The organism is Parapedobacter luteus (assembly GCF_900168055.1).
GTDB lineage: Bacteria > Bacteroidota > Bacteroidia > Sphingobacteriales > Sphingobacteriaceae > Parapedobacter > Parapedobacter luteus.
The window spans coordinates 309,895-329,289 of the sequence record NZ_FUYS01000003.1 but is presented as its reverse complement, the minus strand read 5'-3'; the positions used below and the strand labels follow the sequence as shown (position 1 = coordinate 329,289).

Here is a 19,395-nt window from a genome sequence, read left to right as displayed (position 1 = left end):
ATTTTTATTTGTGTTAACTTGGAAATGAGACCAGATAGCAGCCGGTTGGTTAAAATAGCAGTGGTAGGGCCCGAGTCTACCGGCAAGTCGACTATAGCCGAACAGTTGGCCAGAGCGTACGGTACCATATGTGTACCGGAATATGCGCGGGAATATTGCAAATACCTTAACCGTGAATATACATTGCAGGACGAATTGAATATGTTTTACGGGCAATTGGCGCTCGAACGCAGCTTGGTGCCGCTTGCAAAAAAAAAACGCTTAATCTGCGATACCATGATACTCACGATTAAGGTCTGGTGCGACCATCTCTTTGGTTATACACCAGCCGTTGTTCTTGAGACACTCCGATCTACGCATTATGATTTTTACTTATTAATGGATATCGATTTGCCGTGGGTGGATGATCCGCTGCGTGATTTCCCGCACCTTCGGGAGCATTTTATGGAAGTGTGGCACCAAGAATTACAGGCAATCCAGGCAAATTACGCGGTAATTTCCGGACAAGGTGAGGACCGGTTTGCGAACGCCCGGAAAGCCGTGCAAGCCTTCCTCGAAAGACCGCTTTAAAATGGAAGCGCGAAGACGCCAAGTAAAGGTACTGTGCCGCCCATAATAGCGTCTCCGTACGGCGAGGAAAATTAATACCGGTAATGATCCGGTTTGTAAGGGCCTTCGACGGGTACGCCAATATACCCGGCCTGGTGTTCGTCCAGCGTATCCAGTTCGACGCCAATCTTAGCAAGGTGAAGCCGGGCTACTTTTTCATCGAGATGTTTGGGCAGCGTGTAAACTTTATTTTCGTAGTTCTCGCTGTTGGTCCACAATTCAATCTGTGCGAGCGTCTGGTTTGAAAATGAGTTGCTCATCACGAAGGAAGGGTGCCCGGTAGCACAGCCGAGATTGACCAGCCGGCCCTCGGCCAACAGGATGACATCCTTGCCGTCAATGGTGTATTTGTCTACTTGCGGTTTGATTTCCACCTTTGTGTCGCCGTAGTTAGAGTTGAGCCACGCTACATCGATTTCATTGTCGAAATGGCCGATATTGCACACCACAGCCTTATCTTTCATCGTCCTGAAATGTTCTGGGCGGACAATATCCCGGTTGCCGGTGGCCGTTACAATAATATCGGCTTCCTTGACGGCGTTGGCAAATTTCTTTACTTCATAGCCTTCCATCGCTGCTTGCAATGCACAGATGGGGTCGATTTCAGTGACGATGACGCGTACTCCGGCGCTGCGCAATGATTCGGCAGAGCCTTTACCCACATCGCCATACCCCGCTACCACAGCTACTTTGCCGGCCAGCATCAGGTCGGTCGCACGGCGGATAGCGTCGACCAACGATTCGCGGCATCCGTATTTGTTGTCAAATTTGGATTTGGTGACCGAGTCGTTTACATTGATGGCAGGCAGGTGGAGGGTGCCGTTCTTCATGCGCTCATAAAGACGGTGCACGCCCGTAGTGGTTTCTTCGGATAAACCTTTAATGCCACTAATTAACTCAGGGTATTTATCAAACACCATATTAGTGAGATCGCCACCGTCATCCAATATCATATTGAGTGGCTTACGTTCCTCGCCGAAAAATAAGGTCTGTTCGATACACCAGTTGAATTCATCTTCTGTCATGCCTTTCCAGGCGTATACCGGGATGCCTGCTGCGGCAATGGCAGCAGCGGCATGATCCTGGGTGGAGAAGATATTACAGGATGACCATGATACTTCTGCACCCAATTCAATAAGCGTTTCAATTAGTACAGCCGTTTGAATGGTCATGTGCAAGCAACCGGCGATGCGAGCCCCTTTCAACGGTTTGGAGGTGCCGAACTCTTCACGGATCGCCATGAGACCGGGCATTTCGGCTTCTGCCAGCTCGATTTCTTTGCGGCCCCATGATGCGAGGCTGATATCCTTTACTTTGTAGGGTATATAGGAGGTGTCTATTGATGACATATTCGTGCTACTTTAATGTAAATAAAACGGAAACAAAGATACGGTATCCCGATGTGATTTTCAAATCTGGATAAACACAACGCGCTGATAACCCGATGGGCGGTTCTTTTGTAAAAGGAACGACACTGTTTCCTATATTAGAATAGCTTTGAATTTGATATAAAAGTAAACTAAAATTAAGTAGTAACGTACGATAATGGTCATTTTATTATAATTTCATCGAATAAAATACGATGGAAATACGATGAAAATACGATGGATTTACGATGAAATGAAAAAGTAAAGCAGTTATTAAATAAGTTTTAATCCGGTTTCATCGGCCAGCCTTCATGGATATTGTGGCGGTGCATTGGCCACGCCCTTTAGGATGAATTCTGACATTGGGGTGAAAGTGTAGAGTTGTTTAAGGCGAAACGGAGCCGTATCTTTGCAAAGATTTTGTATACGAATTGATTAAATTAAACAATAGAAAGGAATAAACACATGTATCCTGAATACTTAGTAGCGCCGATGCGCAAGGAGCTGACTGACGTTGGCTTTGAAGAACTGAAAACCCCCGAAGAAGTTGATGCGGCCATTAAGCAAGAAGGGACCGTATTTGTGGTGGTAAATTCCGTATGCGGTTGTGCCGCGGCGAATGCCCGTCCGGCAGCGATTGCCGCAGTCAAGCATGAAAAGCATCCCGACAAGACAGTCACGGTATTCGCGGGTATGGAAAAAGACGCGGTAGATAAAGCTCGTTCTTACATGCTGCCTTATCCGCCGTCATCGCCGGCTATGGCATTATTTAAAGATGGCAAACTCGTACACATGATTGAGCGGCATCAGATTGAGGGACGCCCCGCGCAGATGATTGCGGATAATCTGGTGGCCGCATTTGATGAATATTGTTAATGATTGTTGGTGGTTGATAAAAAAGGGGCCGTCTTCTATGTGGAAAAACAAGTTTATCGGCGAGTTTTTCCACGTAGAAGGCGGCTTCTTGGTATTAACTATATTTTCTTTTTGGTAAGCTCAGGATTTTGAGCTACTTGTTCCCCCTATCATTGCTCTTTTAGCTTTCTGAACATAGACCATCCTCCGTTTCCGATGTAAGCAAAATCAGTGGGAAAATAGGCGTCAATCGGACTACGTTGCTTTCCTATTTGCCAATCTACAAGAGAGCGGGCGTACCCCGAACCTGCTCCGGTCTGCCAAAGGTACCAACCGGTTGCAGAAGCCGGAAACTTTTTCACCAATCAGTTTTTCTCGGTTCATTTACCCGTATCTGCGGCCCGATGTCTGCGAATGTACGGACCGTGATGAAAAAACTGTCTAAAAATACTCACTATTGGGTATTCTATTCGACTGGAAACACCGTTAGATTTGTCAAGGTCTATCAAACAGCTTTAATAAAATGAAAAGGAAGATTGCAACAACGAAGACTTTTTTGTCATGGAATAACCTTGCACTGATCACGTTGGTTTTGGTCGTATCGGCCTGTGCGAAAAATGAATTGCCGGAGGTTGACGAAGGTGAGGAGGATGGTTATTATGTGACGATGACCGTCAATGGCAAGCGTGTTGACTATAAGTCGGGTGTAACGGCTGCGCTGAGCAAAGCTCCCGATGAGACTATCGATTACCAGCAGTTCAGTTTGACGGTGGAGGGTAGTGAGGGTATCAGGAGAGGTATCATAGGAAAAGAGGCCCTTTTCCTGAATTGTTTTGTGTACGATACCTGGAAACCAAACAAAAAATACGAAAACACGTTCGAGCCAGACGAAACGACGGGTATCGCTGATAAACAAGATCAAATAAGTGTGCAATACCTTACCGAGGCGCTGGCGAGCCAGTATGTCTATGTGACGAATAGCTCGTTTCAGACCGGTTCGGCTCACGTTATTTTGAAAGAGGTTACCTCAACTTACTTTAAAGGAACATTCCACGGTGTCTTGAGTCAAGCGGTATTGCCTTACATGACGCCCTTAGGCAATATCGTTGAATTGGAAACGCCCCTTGTAATCGACGGGGAATTTTATGCGCGGAGATAAGTAGTATAAAAAATTTACGCCAACACTCCCCGGCTGCTAAACATAATGGCGAGCATCCCCGGAATGAAAATGTACCGCAGAATACCATCAACCAGAAAACCAAAAAAAAAACGGCTCGCATTAAACGAGCCGGTTTTTTTGGATGTTAGTCCGATATCTATTGGCTGACCTCTGTCAGTCCTCAGTACTCAATGGGCACATTCAATTCGACCCGACTGCCCCGTTGCGGTACGCCGACAATGCGGACGATACCCCGCTCGGAATTTGCCAATGCTGCTTCAACATCATCAGCGCTGTTCACCGGTTTACCATTGATATGGGTAATTACCAGGCCGCGCTGTACATTGAAGTAGTCAAAGAGTCCTCCTTGGTGGACTTGCGTGACCACAACACCTGACGAAACGCCCAGTTCTTTCTTCCTGGCGTCGGTAGCAGGAACAAACCCGGCACCTAACTTGTTATAGATCTCCGTAGCACTGCGTTTTGCTTCGCTTTCCGCTCTGCTGCTTTCGGTGGCACGTGTGTCTTCTTTCAATGTAACGGTGACATCACGTTCCTTGCCATCTCGTTTATAGGTCAGTTTCACCTTATCGCCCGGGCGTAACCGGTAAATCCGTTCCTGCAAATCCGAAGATGAGGTAATAACCCGACCGTCGAGCTTGGTAATGATGTCTCCTTTTTTAAGGCCAGCTTCTTCAGCTGCACCCTTGGGGACAATTTCCATGATGTAGAGGCCGTTTACATCGCTAACTTCCAGTTCCTTTGCTGCCGTTGGGTTGAGCTCCCTGAACGTGACGCCTATCAAACCGCGTTTCACCATGCCAAATTTGATGAAGTCATCGGCAATTTTCTTAACCAGGTTGACAGGAACCGCAAAACCATAGCCTGCGTAAGTACCTGTTGGGGTCATGATATTGGAATTGATGCCAATTAGTTCGCCATTGGCATTGACCAGGGGACCGCCACTGTTTCCTTTATTGATCACGGCGTCGGTTTGGATAAACGATTCAACAGCAGTATTGAGCATGGGCTCGTCGTCTGACTGAGGATAACCTCGCTGTTGGTACTGCCGTTGCTGCAATTCGCGGGCGATGATGCCTGTGGAGCGCCCAGTGGCGCTGACGATACCTGCTGTTACCGTTGATTCCAGTCCAAGCGGATAGCCCACTGCCAATACCCATTCACCGATGCGGACATCATCCGAATCGCCGAACCGCACGAAAGGCAGCCCTTTTTCGTTGATTTTGATCAACGCAAGGTCCGTGTTTGGATCGCGGCCGATGATTTTTGCTTCCACTACACGTTTATCCGTGAGCTGCACCTCAATTTTATTGGCATCTTCTACCACGTGATTATTGGTGACGATATAGCCATCTTCGGAAATGATTACGCCTGAGCCGGTCGCCTGAGCCGGAGGTTGCGAGCGCTGTGGCCGTTGCCTTGGTACACCGAAAAATTCCTCAAACAAGTCAAGCGGAGCCGCGCCACCGGAACTTCTCGTACGCCCTGGATAAGTCGTGGTGATATGCACAACCGCAGGAGCAACCGTGGCGGCTGCTTGCGTGAAATCTGGATTTCCTGTAGACGAAACCACATTCGGTACCGGATTATTGGCGTAGTGCAATTGTTGCCGTTCCTCAAAAGACATTTTACTTTCCTGTTTGTTTTCAAACAGTTTATAACCGCCCACAGCTATCAAGCCTCCTACAAGTGCGGTCAATAATGTTAATCCTAATTTTTTCATCATAATTCCAATCGTTATAAGTCGAAATTTTGTTTTTGCAAAAAGCTGTTCAAATGTAATACCATTTCATGATCCAAAGCAAACGAGGGGCGGCACTTTTCTGTTAAATAATGTTAAAGCAAAAAAAGACCGGATTGCAGGAAAACCACCTAAAATCTGCCAGCATATGACTACCTTTGGCTGGTTAAAGGGGATATCATGGAAACACACACATTCTACAAATACCAGGGAGCGGGTAATGACTTTATTATTTTCGATAATAGAAATGAGCTATTCGACCGCGCAAACGTGGATTTGGTGCGAAAGCTTTGCGATAGAAGATTCGGTATCGGGGCTGATGGGTTAATGCTATTGCAGGACGTAGAGGGGCATGATTTCGAAATGATTTATTACAATGCGGATGGTCATGAAGGGAGCATGTGCGGCAATGGCGGTCGGTGCATCGTGGCGTTTGCTCAAGATCTGGGGATTACCGGAAGCCAGACTGACTTTTTGGCAGCTGATGGCGTGCACCATGCACGGATCCATGCCAATAACGTGGGTTGGATAAGCTTACAGATGATCGATGTCGATGCCGTCCAACAAGACGGCGAAGCCTATATATTAAATACCGGTTCGCCACATTACATCAAAATCGTGCAGCATCTGGATACTTTTGCCGTGTTTGAGGAGGGGCGTAAAGTTCGTTATAACGATACCTACCGCGACGAAGGAATCAATGTGAATTTTGTACAAGCTGAGAACGGAGGCTACTACGTGCGCACTTACGAGCGCGGTGTGGAGGATGAAACGTTGGCATGCGGTACGGGCGCTACCGCTGTGGCCTTGGCGATGGCATGGCGCCAAGGGGAGGACGGCGAATTTGAGACGCCGATTCGCGTAGCGGGAGGGAAACTTACTATCCGTTTTTCCAAGGCAGGTGATCATTTTACGAATGTTTTCTTAGAGGGCCCGGCCGAGTTTGTTTTTAAAGGTGAGATTTCGTGGTAATGGGACTTGGGCGTTTTATCCTGTATTACCATCTCTTCGCATTGTTCGTGGCTTTGCTGGCTTCGGCATTACAACGGCTATTGGATGAGAGCGACCTGCTGAGCCCTCATTTCTGGTTGCTTTTTGTCGTGGTGTTCACCTTTACCCTGGCTGCTTACCTAATGAGTGATTATGGTATCCGCAAAGGGGGGGAATTGTCCATTTATAGTCTAATAGGCGGGCTTTTTATTAAGCTGTTCGCGTGCTTGGCCGTCGTCGCGTTCTTGATAATAAAATTCCCTGAAAATAAGACGCTTACGGCATTTAACTTTTTTTCATTATATTTATTGTTTACCCTCTTTGAACTTATATGTTTGTTACGTAACTTGCGCGACCAAAATCAGACGTAAAAAATTGGGAATAGATGGATTTTAGGCACTTTTTCGATTCAAAAAAAATAAGCTTTATAGCAATTTTCGCCGTTTTAACGACCTTTTCAGTCGCTAAGGCCACCACATACGCTGCACCGGATACCGCTGCAGCAACGGGTTATGAAGCGCATGCTGATGAAGAATTTGAGCCGACCAAAGTAATCATGGAGCATATTAGCGATGCGCATGACTGGCACCTCTGGGGCCACACTTCGATCCCACTCCCGGTTATTTTATATACAGATAAAGGCTTTGAGTTTTTTCTTTCCTCCGCATTTCACCATGGGGAACATGACCACCCCGGCAAACACTACACGTATCGACTGGTCGACAAAAAGAAAATTAAAGTGGTGAACGCTGCGGGGGCAGTGGATGAAGAGGCTTCCAAGAACGTATGGGACTTTTCCATTACGAAAAATGTAGCTTCCATGTTCCTGTCAGTAATCGTCTTGTTGCTAATTTTTACTTCCGTGGCAAGGGCTTACAAACGGCGGGAAGGCAAAGCGCCCAAAGGACTGCAATCCTTTTTGGAGCCGATTATCCTCTTTGTGCGGGATGATATTGCACGGCCGAATATTGGCCATGGCTATGCCCGGTTTATGCCGTTGTTGCTCACCATTTTCTTTTTTATCTGGGTTAATAACCTGCTGGGGCTGATACCGATTTTCCCGGGAGCAGCGAATGTCACCGGGAATATTGCGGTGACGTTTGTGCTGGCGCTTATCGTGTTAATCGTAGTCAATGTCAACGGTAATAAATATTATTGGAAACATATCTTAATGCCCGATGTGCCTTGGTGGTTGTATCCTATCATGATACCGGTGGAATTGGTCGGGGTGATTTCCAAGCCATTTGCGTTGATGATCCGTTTATTTGCCAACATTACGGCAGGGCACATCATCATCCTTAGTTTGATTTCGCTCATTTTTGTGTTCAAATCGCTGGCGATAGCACCGGTATCGCTCGCCTTCGTATTGTTTATGAATGTGCTGGAGCTACTGGTGGCTGCGTTACAGGCTTTTATATTTACTTTGCTTACCGCGCTGTTCATTGGTATGGCGGTAGAGGAGCATCATTGATTTGCAAATCCTTATATTAAATATACATTAAATTAAATTTGTTATGGTAGGTTCAATTGCGGCAATTGGTGCCGGATTAGCAGTGATCGGTGCCGGACTTGGTATCGGACAAGTAGGCGGTAAGGCAATGGAAGGTATTGCTCGCCAGCCTGAGGCTGCTTCCAAAATTCAGACCGCTATGATTATCGCTGCTGCCCTTATCGAAGGTGCTGCGCTGTTTGCAATCGTAGTGTCTTTGATGGGATTGTAATCCTTCGCAAAGAAGCTGAATTAGAAGCCGGACACCTGACGGTTGGTTTGGTGTCTGGCTTTCATTTAAACGAAACTAAATTTAAAAGGATATATGAGTTTTGATATTGGTAATCCGAGCATCGGATTGGTATTTTGGACACTTATCGCGTTCCTGTTATTGCTGTTGCTTTTGCGGAAATTTGCGTGGAAGCCTATTATGGAGGCTATCGGTGAACGTGAGAAGTCGATCGAGGACGCGCTGACGTCTGCCGAAAAAGCAAAAGCGGAGATGGCTCGCCTGACCAACGAAAATGAACAATTGCTAAAAGCAGCGCGCGCGGAGCGCGACGTTATCCTGAAGGAAGCCAAGGCATTGAAAGACCAAATTGTAGCAGATGCAAAGAATCTCGCGCAAGCCGAGGGGGCCAAACTGATTGAGCAGGCACGGAAGGAAATAGACGATCAGAAAAAAAGGGCATTAGCAGACGTGAAAAACCAAGTTTCATCCCTTTCGCTTGAGATTGCCCGCAAAGTCCTCCAAAAAGAGTTTGAGGATGAACGCAAGCAAGAGGCGTTGGTGACTGATTTGCTTAAAGACGTGAAGTTGAATTAAAGTAGCCCGCAGCTAACCGCATAAGGATATGTCAGAATTTACAGTTGCATCACGGTACGCTAAATCACTCATCGATTTGGCCCAGGAACAAGGGAATCTGGAAACTGTGAAACAAGATATGGAACGTTTTATAGCGGTATTGCGAGCCAATAAAGCGTTACAGGCCGTATTGCAGAACCCTATTATAAAGCAGGATAAGAAAAGCAGCATCCTGGACGCGCTATTTAGCGATAAAGTCCATCCAAGTATTACAGCTTTTTTCCATATCATGGTACGGAAAGGCCGCGCCGGTATTTTATACGGGACCGCACAGGAATTTATCCGTGCATACAATGAAGTGAAGGGTATCATCCATGCAAAGGTCACTTCGGCAGCGGCGCTTTCGGCAAAGAACCTGGATGCCTTACGCCAGATAATTGCCGGCGAAGTGAATGCTGAGGTGGTGTTGAAAAACAGCGTGGACCCCTCATTGATTGGCGGCTTTGTGGTGACGGTAGGTGATAGGCAAATCGACACAAGCATCGCAGGCAAGTTGAAGAAATTGGAACTTCACTTCAATTCACAAGTTGTAAAAATATAAGAAACCCCTAATAAGACAGAAATGATAGAGGTAAGACCCGATGAAGTATCGGCAATTTTAAGAGAACAGCTGTCGGGCTTCAAATCAGAAGCCGAGCTTGAAGAAGTGGGTACCGTATTGCAGATTGGCGACGGTATAGCACGGATATATGGTTTAACGAAAGTCCAGTCTGGCGAGCTGGTTGAATTTGAGAATGGCTTGCAAGGCATAGTGTTGAATCTTGAAGAGGACAACGTGGGTGTCGTATTGCTTGGCCAGTCAGATGAGATCAAAGAAGGAGATACTATCAAACGTACCCGCCGTATCGCCTCCATCAAGGTAGGGGAGGGTATGTTGGGCCGTGTGGTAAATACGTTGGGACAACCAATAGATGGCAAAGGCCCCATCCTTGGCGAGACCTACGAAATGCCTATCGAGCGCAAAGCTCCGGGGGTTATTTTCCGCCAGCCGGTAAATGAGCCGCTACAAACCGGTATTAAGGCGATTGACGCGATGATTCCAATCGGCCGTGGCCAGCGGGAGTTGGTTATTGGTGACCGCCAAACTGGAAAAACAGCGGTGTGTATCGATACCATCATCAATCAGAAAGAATTTTACGATGCAGGTGAGCCGGTATATTGCATTTATGTAGCTGTTGGTCAGAAGAATTCAACGGTAGCAAACATCGTGCGCACCTTGGAGGAACATGGTGCAATGCCCTACACGATTGTGGTCTCCGCTTCGGCTGCTGATCCTGCGCCGATGCAGTTCTATGCACCCATGGCCGGGGCGGCCATCGGTGAATTTTTCCGTGATACGGGGCGTCCAGCACTGATTATCTATGATGATTTGTCGAAGCAAGCGGTCGCTTACCGCGAGGTTTCGTTGCTGCTCCGCCGTCCGCCGGGCCGGGAAGCATATCCCGGTGACGTATTTTACCTGCATAGCCGGCTTTTGGAACGTGCGGCAAAAATTAATGCTTCGGATGACATCGCAAGGCAGATGAACGATTTGCCTGACGCCATCCGGCCGTTGGTCAAGGGAGGAGGCTCACTCACGGCGCTTCCTATCATCGAGACCCAGGCGGGTGACGTGTCGGCGTATATTCCTACCAACGTGATATCCATCACAGACGGGCAGATTTTCCTGGAGTCTAACTTGTTTAACGCAGGTGTTCGCCCAGCGATTAACGTCGGCATCTCGGTATCACGTGTAGGTGGTAATGCCCAAATCAAGTCCATGAAGAAAGTAGCCGGTACATTGAAGCTTGACCAAGCGCAGTACCGCGAACTGGAAGCATTCGCTAAGTTCGGTTCGGATCTTGACGCGGCGACGAAGGCAGTATTGGATAAGGGCGTACGTAATGTGGAAATCCTGAAACAAGGACAATTTTCGCCCGTGCCCGTAGAAAAGCAGGTGGCCATCATCTATGCCGGTACAAAAGGACTGTTTCGAAATGTCCCGGTGGACAAGGTGAAAGCGTTTGAAGCCGAATACCTCCAGCAGTTGGAGCTGCGCCACCCGGAAGTGCTGAAAGCACTTAAGGAAGGTAAATTTACGGATGAGCTTACTGGTGTATTAGAAACCGTGGCTAAAGAATTGGCCGGTAAATATTAGCGAGTTTACGATTTGCGATTCAATTTGAAGTCGTAGATCTAAAATCTAAAAGTAGATATGGCAAATTTAAAGGAAGTACGAAACCGAATTACATCGGTCACTTCTACACAGCAAATTACGAAGGCTATGAAAATGGTCTCCGCAGCGAAGCTGAAGCGGGCAACCAATGCCATTGTGCAGTTACGTCCTTATGCGGAGAAGTTGCGGGAGATTCTGGTCAACGTATCTGCCAGTGTGGAAGGCGGAACTTCTCCCTACACGGTGGATCGTAAGCCAAATAGGGTGCTGGTAGTTGTCATCGCTTCCAACAGGGGATTAGCGGGTGCGTTCAATACGAATGCCATCAAAACTGCGAACCAGTTGATTGCCGAACGTTATAGGGAGCAACTGCAGGCGGGTAATGTGCGCATTATCGCTATCGGTAAACGGGCACAGGACTACTACCAGAAACGTAAATATCAGGTTATAGGCGACCACAATGATTTGTTTGCCGCGCTGAATTTCGAAAACACCTCAACGATCGCTGAAACCATCATGAAAGGGTTTGTGGACGGCGAATACGACAGGGTTGAATTGGTATATAACCGGTTTAAAAATGCGGCTGTCCAAATCCTAACAACCGAACAACTGTTGCCGCTGTTGCCGGCTACGGTAGCATCGGACAAGCCAACGGTGGAAGCGGATTATATCATTGAGCCATCTAAGCGCGAGATAATCGAGGAATTGATACCGAAAGCGATAAAAGTACAGCTTTATAAAGCGATATTGGATTCGCATGCTTCTGAACATGGGGCACGGATGACCGCGATGGATAAGGCGACAGACAATGCAGGCGAATTGTTGAAGTCGCTTAAATTATCCTATAATCAAGCGCGTCAGGCTGCTATTACGACTGAACTCACCGAGATTGTGAGCGGAGCAGCCGCGCTGTCCAATGGATAGTCGATCATACAACGTTTGATAAAAAGGGCACTTGTGCCCTTTTTGTTTTTTTGGCGAATGAAGAATACCTATTATTGGGTATATGTTTTGATAAACAATTCGCATACTTTTGTGTTATTAATCCTGAAAGTGGCCAACATACCCTTTGGCAAGGTTATTGAGCGAGTAGCAGGATAGGTGATGGGGGCTTTTGAGGTTAATAATTTGCTATTGTTGTACACATGTTGTAGCAAAAGGTAGATTACACTCGTTGCAATGAGTGAAGGGTGGGAGCGGCTACAATTATCAAGCTTACATGAAAGAACTTATACTTCGCTTCAAAACCGTACCTCGTTGGGCAATATTATTGCTGGATCTTTTGGTTTTAACATGGTCATTCACGCTGTCTTATCTTATTGCTAAGCAATTTAATTTCCATGACATTACCCGGGGGCATTTCTTCGTCCATACGGCGGTTTATAGCGGCCTGGCTTTACCGGTATTTTTCCTTATGCGGATACACACGGGCCTGATCCGTTACTCGGATACGCGGGATATGCTCAAGATTTTCTCCGCCATGCTGATCACTTCTGTGACGTATGTGATCGTCGCCTATTTAATCCTTGCAACGTTGTGGAATATTAAAGACAGCCAATTAGGGCTGGTCTTGTTGATTAATTTCTTTATCGCCACCTCTTTTCTGATTATGCTGCGTATTACGGTGAAGAGCATTTACTTTATGCTGATGCGGAAAGTGCGTGACGTAGACACCGTGAGGGTGCTGATTTACGGTGCTGATCAGAATGCGATTATGGCTAAACAAGCGCTGGAGAACAGTACGGAGTCGAAATTTATTATTATCGGTTTTATCGATACGAATAGAAGCAAATTAAATAGCTATATCGAACGGAAGCGGGTTTATCATGTAAAGGATCTGGCAGCGTTGAAAGACCGGTATGCCATTGACCAGATGATTTTTGTAAAGGACCACTTGGGCAGTAGGGATAAAAAGGTCATTGTAGAACGTTGTTTGCGATTGGGTATCAAGGTATTGACGGTACCTCCTGCGTCAGAATGGATATCGGGCAGACTGCGATTGCAACAGATAAAGAATCTGCGCATAGAAGACCTTCTCCAGCGGGCGCCTATACGGATAAATAATGATAAAGTTTGCGATGATTTATGTGGCAAGCGCATTTTGATTACCGGTGCTGCTGGTTCCATTGGGTCGGAGATCGTTCGCCAGGTATTACGCTACGAGCCGCAGATGCTTATCCTTTGTGATCAAGCCGAATCGGCTATGCATGACATACAGTTGGAGATCGAGGAGAAATTTCCGTCGAGTAATGTGGTTGTTGCCATAGCGGATATCCGCAACCTGGAACGCATGCATCAGATATTCAACGACTATCGGCCTGAATTGGTGTACCATGCAGCGGCGTATAAACATGTGCCGATGATGGAACGGAATCCTGGGGAGGCCGTCAGCACCAACGTAGGTGGGACAAAGAATGTCGCTGATCTGGCCGTTCTTTTTGGCGTGAAGAAGTTTGTGATGATTTCTACAGATAAGGCGGTCAATCCAACCAATGTAATGGGGGCGTCCAAACGGATTGCAGAGATTTACACGCAAAGTTTGGATAGGGAACAGTCGCTTCAATTGGTAGACACGGCTACCGGAACAACCAAAACAGTAAAAGGAACACGGTTTATCACCACCCGTTTTGGAAATGTATTGGGCTCAAATGGGTCGGTCATTCCACGGTTCCGGGCGCAAATCGAAAAAGGGGGGCCAATCACCGTAACACATCCGGACATTACCCGGTATTTTATGACCATACCGGAAGCCGTCCAATTGGTATTGGAAGCGGGTACCATGGGCAACGGTGGAGAAATCTATGTGTTTGATATGGGCAAACCGGTGAAGATTGTCGACCTGGCCCGGAAGATGATTCAACTCGCTGGATTGAAACCCGATAAAGACATTGAGATCATTTATACCGGTTTGCGTAGCGGCGAGAAACTGTATGAAGAGCTGTTAAATGACGGAGAGAAAGTACTGCCAACTCACCATGATAAAATACACATAGCTCGTGTCAATCCGATGGACTACGAACGGGCTAAACGTGTAATTTACGAACTGATCTCAATAAATGAGCGAAAGAACAGCAGCGGTGTCGTTCGAAAGATGAAAGAGATAGTTCCCGAGTTTGTTAGTAAAAATTCACCGTTTGAAGCCTTGGATTCGGTAGGATAACTACGTTGGATAATCACCACCTAATCAGTGCACTTGCCCAGGTGAACCCTGATCCGAAAGCAGCAAGGCATACCAAATCATGTTCCTTGATTTTTCCGGTCTCCCAAGCCTCGCATAGCGCAATAGGTATTGAGGCCGCCGTTGTGTTGCCGTATCGTTGAATATTGTTGAAAACCTGATCATCACGCAACCCCAATTGCCCTTGTATATGCTGGCTGATGCGGAGGTTGGCCTGATGGGGTATGAGTAGATCAATATCTTTTTCCGATAGGTTATTGGCGGCCAAGGCTTCTTTTATTACCGCTGGAAACTTAACCACTGCTTTCTTAAATACAGCGGGTCCATCCATGTAAGGTAGCGCTGCTCCGCTCTCCAATTGCTCCGTGGTGAGGAAAAGCCCGCCAAGTTCCTGATTTGGAAACGGCGGCTTGCCGCTTATCCACTTATTGGCATGAGCACCGGGATAATACATAGCCAGGAGCTCGGCCTCACTGCCATCACTGTGTAAATGCGTACTTAAAATACCTTTGCCACGTTCTTGAGTAGGTTGCAGTACCACTGCACCGGCACCATCCCCAAAAATGACCGAAATATTGCGGCTGCGGGTATGGAAATCCATGGCAAATGAATGTTTCTCACTCCCCACGACAAGCACGTTTTTGTACATGCCTGTCTTGATGAATTGATCCGCTACAGACAAGGCATATACAAATCCTGAACATTGATTCCTTACATCCAATGCGCCGATCTCGCGCATACCCATTTCACGCTGTAGCAGTACGCCGCAACCGGGGAAGTAGTAGTCGGGGCTCAATGTGGCAAATACAATAAAATCGATTTCCTGCGCGGTGGTGCCCGCACGTTTGATGGCTATATTAGCCGCCTCGATGGCCATTGTGGTGGTGGTTTCGTTGAAACGGTCGGCAAAGCGGCGTTCCTTGATGCCTGTGCGCTCTTGTATCCATTCGTCGCTTGTATCCATGAAACGGGTTAAATCCTGATTGGTGTAAACCTGTTGGGGGACATAATATCCCGTGCCGGCTATTCTTGACTGGTACATAAATCACGCCTTCGTTTTAAACTTACCTAACGCAATTGTACGGAAATTTTTAGAAAAGACGTAATTTCAGCTGTCAGGCCTGTCTTCCTGGCAGATGAGCGATCGATAACTTGCTTTTATATGCAAGTTTAGCTAAGTTTGCAGTCATGACGGTCGAAACGCAAGAAGAAACCTATACGCTTGACGAGGTGTTGGCCGCTATCTCGCCCACCCATCGGCTCATCCTTTGGAATGATGATACCAATACATTTGACCATGTAATCAATTGCCTGGTGAAACACCTGCAATATACCGAGGCAGAGGCCGAAAAAATCGCCTGGAAGGTACACACCGAAGGTAAATGTGCCGTGCTCGAAGGTACGTATACGGAGGTTGATGTGTATCGAAAAATACTCAAGTCAGAGGGGTTAACCGTTAGTATCGAATAAACGCCCCATTAGGTAACAATGTAGGTGAAGCAGCTCCAGAGCTGTAATAATGCGGTTACCATATCCATATCGTTTCGATAAAAGCACAATCTTTGCAGCGGTAATTCCTCAGATACTATATTATTCAGATACTATATTGTACGAACAGATGGATTTGGCGTTTAAAATAAGGAATAGGTATATCGTTCTATTGGCAATTTTTGCTTGGCCTTGGGCCGTGATAGCTCAGGAGAAAAATTCGGTTATAACTGCTGTCGTGGTGGATAGTACGTCTAACGAGCCGGTAGGGTTTGCAAGTGCGGCGTTATTGAGACAGGAATCGAAAGCGTATGTGAAAGGCATGCAGACGGTGGATGATGGCAAAGTTCAGTTTGCTGATGTGCCTCCCGGCCGGTATGCCGTACGAATCACCTATGTAGGATACGAGGATTACCTGAAAGAAAACATCGTCGTTGAAACGGGGAAGGACATTAACCTGGGGAACATCTTGTTAAAACCTTCGGGTGAATTATTGGAAGAAGTCGTGGTGCAGGGGACTCCTGCTGCCATGGAATTGGGCATCGACCGGAAAATATTCAACGTGGCCCAGAGTACTATCAGCGTAGGCGGGACAGCATCGGATTTGCTTGCTAATGTGCCATCTTTGCAGGTCGATGTCGATGGAAGTGTGAGCCTACGGGGGTCAAGTAGTGTGCGAATTTTGATCGACGGACGGGAATCTGCCATGGCAGGAAGCGATATAACACAGCTCTTGCAAGCCATGCCCGCCAACTCCATAGAGCGTATTGAAGTGGTAACGAACCCGTCATCGCGATACGACGCGGAGGGCCAGTCGGGTATCATTAATATTGTGTTGAAAAAAGAAGCAAGGGCTGGATTCAATGGGGGAGTAAACGCTTCGGCAGGGTCATATGACAATTATAATGCAGGGTTTAACCTGAATCTGCGGAACGAAAAATTCAATTATTTCGGCAGCTATAACTTTAACCGCCGTAACAACGTAGGCGACGGATTAAACAGTACCCGGCAGTTTTCCAACAACAGCTTGACGGAAAATTCGACCGAAAGCAGGCGACTGGGGCTGAATCACAGTGTCCGGTTGGGGGCCGACTATTACATCACCGAGAAGACAATGGCTGGTTTTTCCGGAAACTTGAGCCTTCGGGGGAATAACCGTAATGAAGATATGTTTTATTCGTATTTCGGCCATCCCGAGTTGACCGGCACGAGTAACCGGTTTTCGCGACAAGATGAAGATGACCTCGGATTTGACCTCAATTTTGATTTGAAGCATGGGTTTGCCCGAGAAGGCGAGGAGCTGGTGGCCAATGTGGCTTTCGGGCGCGATAGTGAAGAAGGCGTAAACGTATTTGACCAAACGTTTACCGATCCGTCGACAGCGCAAGATCTGAGGGTGAATAACACCGGTGAAGACGGCAGAAACCTTAACCTGCAACTGGATTATGTGCGTCCATTAGGTGACGAAAACAAATTCGAAGCGGGCTATCGTTCGATTATCAGAAGGTCTGAAGATACGCAGCGGTCAGAATACCTTGATGTAGGACAAGGCACGATGCTCCCCGACTACGACATTAGCAATGATTTCAGTATGGAAAGCATTGTACATGCGTTATATGCTAATTATCAGCGTAAGCTCACCGAAAAATTGGGCGTCCAAGCGGGGCTTCGTGCAGAACAGGCTTATTTGAATACGGAATACCTTTCGTTTGATCCGGATGTGCCGCCATCGGACCGGACAGCTACCGGACGGCTGGACTATTTTCGGGTGTATCCCAGTATATTCCTGACCCAGGAGTTCGGTGAAGGCAACCAGTTGCAGGCGAGTTATACGAGAAGGGTCAACAGGCCCCGTGGTTGGCAGGTCAATCCGTTTATCGACGTGTCTGACCCCATGAATATCCGGCAGGGTAACCCTAATCTGTTGCCGGAAGATATTCATTCCTTTGAATTGAGCTACGCCAAATTCTGGGACGCCGTGACGTTTACGTCTTCCGCTTATTATCGGCGAATGAACGATGTGGTACAGCCGATTATTACAACAGTCGAAGGAATGGACGGCGTCACATTCTCTCAGTGGCAAAATATCAGCCGTAACGAAGCAGCCGGTTTGGAATTAATTTCGAGGGTTGATTTCAGTAAGAAGGTCGACGCTATGTTTAATGCCAATTTTTTCCATACCCGATTCCACGGCAGTGAGGCATTCAATATTGCGCCGGCAGAGGGTTTCAACTGGAATGCCAATGTCACAGCGAATTACCGGGTTATGCCCGGCCTGTCGGCCCAGGCGCGCGCGGAATACCAAGCGCCGAGAGTTATGGCACAAGGAAAAGGCATCGAGCAGTTTGTGGTAGATGCCGGTGTCCGGTGGGATGTTTTGGACCGGAAAGCGAGTGTGATGTTCAATGTACGCGATCTGTTTAACCAGCGGAGATGGGGGGGATACACGCAGACCCACCAGTTTTACCGCTATTTCGAGAACCGCTGGATGCGGCGCATGTTTATGGTCTCAATCAACTACCGATTTGGAAGGCAGGATTTTGAACGTGAGGACCGTCGTCGGAATCGTGGAATGGATGAGGACTTCAATGGGGGCGGTGAGCAGTTCTAATCTGCAGCGGAAGTTTGCGGAAAATCAGAGAAGGGCTTTCAATTCGTCCAATGTGGTTATGCTCTGTTTGACGTCTGTTGGTACCTCATTTTTCTTGGGATTAAAAAATATCGCATCCATACCGACATTTAGCGCGCCCCGGATGTCCGCATCGAGACTATCGCCAATCATCACACTCTGGGGAATCGCTGTCTTGGCATTAGCAACAGCATAATGGAAGATTTGGGGATGAGGCTTGTGGACACCTACTGTTTCAGAGATCACGATGGTCGTGAAGTACTTTTTCAAATTGCACTTCGTCACTTTCGTCTCCGCGGCATCGCCAAAGCCATTTGAGATAAGATGTAAGGTGTATTTCTCCTGCAAATATCCCAGGGTTTCATGAACGTGGGGGAAAAGGTTGGTTTTTTGCGGGCATAGCCGCAGGTAATCGGTTTCGAAGGCTTTCGGAAATAAACGGGGGTCTACGCCCAATTCGCTGAATGTGTCGGCGAAACGGGCTTCCCGGAGTTCAGCTTTGGTTATCTTGCCATGATGATAGCTTGCCCAGAGCCGGTGATTGTTTCGATTGTAGGTTTCGATAAATAACTCAGCAGATCCGAAACCGAACGCACTGAAACGATAGGTGTCAAACAATTCCAGTAAGGTCTCTTCAGCATTTTTTTCAAAGTCCCAGAGGGTGTGGTCTAAATCAAAGAAAATATCCTTTTTGTTCTTGATGCCCATGGCGCAAAGATACGGATTTTGTGCCAGTCGGCGGCTGGAAGCCGGGGGTAAGGCGCCGGAATCGCGGCGAGTTTCGTATTATTGTCATAATGTCTCCCCCAATTTGTGATTAACGGATGTAAATCAATACTTTTGTGTTTT

The 19,395-nt window shown here is 47.2% G+C and carries 18 protein-coding genes; 14 read left to right on the top strand and 4 right to left on the bottom strand.

The features are described 5' to 3' along the window. The first annotated feature begins 24 nt into the window (after nt 1-24). The gene (locus B5X72_RS08005) at nt 25-570 is read left to right on the top strand and encodes an AAA family ATPase (RefSeq protein WP_079716543.1); all 546 of its coding nucleotides are present in this window, start codon (nt 25-27) and stop codon (nt 568-570) included. A gap of 71 nt (nt 571-641) precedes the next feature. Here B5X72_RS08005 and ahcY read toward each other — a convergent pair whose 3' ends face one another. Continuing rightward, on the bottom strand, nt 642-1,958 hold the full coding sequence (gene ahcY, locus B5X72_RS08000; protein WP_079716309.1) for an adenosylhomocysteinase: 1,317 nt from the start codon (nt 1,956-1,958) through the stop codon (nt 642-644). Between the two features lie 483 nt (nt 1,959-2,441). On the opposite strand from ahcY, the gene B5X72_RS07995 reads away from it, so the two are divergent. Together B5X72_RS07995 and B5X72_RS07990 are read left to right on the top strand one after the other, a co-directional pair. Beyond that, nucleotides 2,442-2,852 carry a BrxA/BrxB family bacilliredoxin gene (locus B5X72_RS07995; protein ID WP_079716308.1) on the top strand — a complete coding sequence of 137 codons (411 nt, stop codon included), beginning with the start codon at nt 2,442-2,444 and terminating at the stop codon, nt 2,850-2,852. Between the two features lie 502 nt (nt 2,853-3,354). Beyond that, nucleotides 3,355-3,990 (top strand): hypothetical protein, encoded by a 636-nt coding sequence (locus tag B5X72_RS07990; RefSeq protein WP_079716307.1) that lies wholly within the window; start codon nt 3,355-3,357, stop codon nt 3,988-3,990. A 181-nt stretch (nt 3,991-4,171) separates the two neighbouring features. Here B5X72_RS07990 and B5X72_RS07985 read toward each other — a convergent pair whose 3' ends face one another. Beyond that, a complete protein-coding gene (locus B5X72_RS07985; RefSeq protein ID WP_079716542.1) occupies nt 4,172-5,734 on the bottom strand; it encodes a Do family serine endopeptidase in 1,563 nt (520 codons plus the stop codon). A gap of 198 nt (nt 5,735-5,932) precedes the next feature. Between B5X72_RS07985 and dapF the strand changes: the two genes are divergently transcribed. From dapF to B5X72_RS07940, 9 genes are all read left to right on the top strand, one after another. Further along, on the top strand, nt 5,933-6,724 hold the full coding sequence (gene dapF / locus B5X72_RS07980; RefSeq protein WP_079716306.1) for a diaminopimelate epimerase: 792 nt from the start codon (nt 5,933-5,935) through the stop codon (nt 6,722-6,724). Further along, complete coding sequence (locus tag B5X72_RS07975) at nt 6,718-7,113, top strand: hypothetical protein (RefSeq protein WP_139378593.1); 396 nt, start codon at nt 6,718-6,720, stop codon at nt 7,111-7,113. The genes dapF and B5X72_RS07975 overlap by 7 nt, the downstream gene beginning before the upstream one ends. A gap of 14 nt (nt 7,114-7,127) precedes the next feature. Beyond that, entirely contained in the window at nt 7,128-8,213 is a 1,086-nt protein-coding gene (gene atpB, locus B5X72_RS07970; RefSeq protein WP_079716303.1) for a F0F1 ATP synthase subunit A, read from the top strand. Nucleotides 8,214-8,256: 43 nt separating this feature from the next. Beyond that, nucleotides 8,257-8,463: an ATP synthase F0 subunit C gene (gene atpE, locus B5X72_RS07965; RefSeq protein ID WP_079716302.1), complete on the top strand. Its 207-nt coding sequence runs from the start codon at nt 8,257-8,259 to the stop codon at nt 8,461-8,463. A gap of 93 nt (nt 8,464-8,556) precedes the next feature. Beyond that, entirely contained in the window at nt 8,557-9,057 is a 501-nt protein-coding gene (locus B5X72_RS07960) for a F0F1 ATP synthase subunit B (RefSeq protein ID WP_079716301.1), read from the top strand. 28 nt (nt 9,058-9,085) lie between these two features. Further along, the gene (gene atpH, locus B5X72_RS07955; RefSeq protein ID WP_079716300.1) at nt 9,086-9,637 is read left to right on the top strand and encodes an ATP synthase F1 subunit delta; all 552 of its coding nucleotides are present in this window, start codon (nt 9,086-9,088) and stop codon (nt 9,635-9,637) included. Nucleotides 9,638-9,658: 21 nt separating this feature from the next. Further along, the gene (gene atpA / locus B5X72_RS07950) at nt 9,659-11,233 is read left to right on the top strand and encodes a F0F1 ATP synthase subunit alpha (RefSeq protein WP_079716298.1); all 1,575 of its coding nucleotides are present in this window, start codon (nt 9,659-9,661) and stop codon (nt 11,231-11,233) included. Between the two features lie 57 nt (nt 11,234-11,290). After that, nucleotides 11,291-12,175, top strand: coding sequence for an ATP synthase F1 subunit gamma (gene atpG, locus B5X72_RS07945; RefSeq protein ID WP_079716297.1), 885 nt, complete (start codon nt 11,291-11,293; stop codon nt 12,173-12,175). Nucleotides 12,176-12,470: 295 nt separating this feature from the next. Further along, on the top strand, nt 12,471-14,411 hold the full coding sequence (locus B5X72_RS07940) for a polysaccharide biosynthesis protein (protein ID WP_079716541.1): 1,941 nt from the start codon (nt 12,471-12,473) through the stop codon (nt 14,409-14,411). A gap of 13 nt (nt 14,412-14,424) precedes the next feature. Here B5X72_RS07940 and B5X72_RS07935 read toward each other — a convergent pair whose 3' ends face one another. Continuing rightward, on the bottom strand, nt 14,425-15,471 hold the full coding sequence (locus B5X72_RS07935) for a 3-oxoacyl-ACP synthase III family protein (RefSeq protein ID WP_079716296.1): 1,047 nt from the start codon (nt 15,469-15,471) through the stop codon (nt 14,425-14,427). 146 nt (nt 15,472-15,617) lie between these two features. On the opposite strand from B5X72_RS07935, the gene B5X72_RS07930 reads away from it, so the two are divergent. Continuing rightward, nucleotides 15,618-15,899 carry an ATP-dependent Clp protease adaptor ClpS gene (locus B5X72_RS07930; protein ID WP_079716295.1) on the top strand — a complete coding sequence of 94 codons (282 nt, stop codon included), beginning with the start codon at nt 15,618-15,620 and terminating at the stop codon, nt 15,897-15,899. 217 nt (nt 15,900-16,116) lie between these two features. Then, on the top strand, nt 16,117-18,528 hold the full coding sequence (locus tag B5X72_RS07925; RefSeq protein ID WP_262497468.1) for a TonB-dependent receptor: 2,412 nt from the start codon (nt 16,117-16,119) through the stop codon (nt 18,526-18,528). A gap of 24 nt (nt 18,529-18,552) precedes the next feature. Here B5X72_RS07925 and B5X72_RS07920 read toward each other — a convergent pair whose 3' ends face one another. Beyond that, a complete protein-coding gene (locus B5X72_RS07920; protein WP_079716293.1) occupies nt 18,553-19,254 on the bottom strand; it encodes a YjjG family noncanonical pyrimidine nucleotidase in 702 nt (233 codons plus the stop codon). Nucleotides 19,255-19,395: the final 141 nt, after the last annotated feature.

Bases quoted from the DNA above. Each gene is read 5' to 3' on its own strand.
- B5X72_RS07940 (WP_079716541.1), top strand. From the start codon at position 12,471: ATGAAAGAACTTATACTTCGCTTCAAAACCGTACCTCGTTGGGCAATA.
- ahcY (WP_079716309.1), bottom strand. From the start codon at position 1,958: ATGTCATCAATAGACACCTCCTATATACCCTACAAAGTAAAGGATATC.
- atpA (WP_079716298.1), top strand. From the start codon at position 9,659: ATGATAGAGGTAAGACCCGATGAAGTATCGGCAATTTTAAGAGAACAG.
- B5X72_RS07995 (WP_079716308.1), top strand. From the start codon at position 2,442: ATGTATCCTGAATACTTAGTAGCGCCGATGCGCAAGGAGCTGACTGAC.
- B5X72_RS07960 (WP_079716301.1), top strand. From the start codon at position 8,557: ATGAGTTTTGATATTGGTAATCCGAGCATCGGATTGGTATTTTGGACA.
- B5X72_RS07920 (WP_079716293.1), bottom strand. From the start codon at position 19,254: ATGGGCATCAAGAACAAAAAGGATATTTTCTTTGATTTAGACCACACC.
- B5X72_RS08005 (WP_079716543.1), top strand. From the start codon at position 25: ATGAGACCAGATAGCAGCCGGTTGGTTAAAATAGCAGTGGTAGGGCCC.
- B5X72_RS07935 (WP_079716296.1), bottom strand. From the start codon at position 15,471: ATGTACCAGTCAAGAATAGCCGGCACGGGATATTATGTCCCCCAACAG.
- B5X72_RS07930 (WP_079716295.1), top strand. From the start codon at position 15,618: ATGACGGTCGAAACGCAAGAAGAAACCTATACGCTTGACGAGGTGTTG.
- atpB (WP_079716303.1), top strand. From the start codon at position 7,128: ATGGATTTTAGGCACTTTTTCGATTCAAAAAAAATAAGCTTTATAGCA.
- atpG (WP_079716297.1), top strand. From the start codon at position 11,291: ATGGCAAATTTAAAGGAAGTACGAAACCGAATTACATCGGTCACTTCT.
- B5X72_RS07985 (WP_079716542.1), bottom strand. From the start codon at position 5,734: ATGAAAAAATTAGGATTAACATTATTGACCGCACTTGTAGGAGGCTTG.
- atpE (WP_079716302.1), top strand. From the start codon at position 8,257: ATGGTAGGTTCAATTGCGGCAATTGGTGCCGGATTAGCAGTGATCGGT.
- dapF (WP_079716306.1), top strand. From the start codon at position 5,933: ATGGAAACACACACATTCTACAAATACCAGGGAGCGGGTAATGACTTT.
- atpH (WP_079716300.1), top strand. From the start codon at position 9,086: ATGTCAGAATTTACAGTTGCATCACGGTACGCTAAATCACTCATCGAT.
- B5X72_RS07990 (WP_079716307.1), top strand. From the start codon at position 3,355: ATGAAAAGGAAGATTGCAACAACGAAGACTTTTTTGTCATGGAATAAC.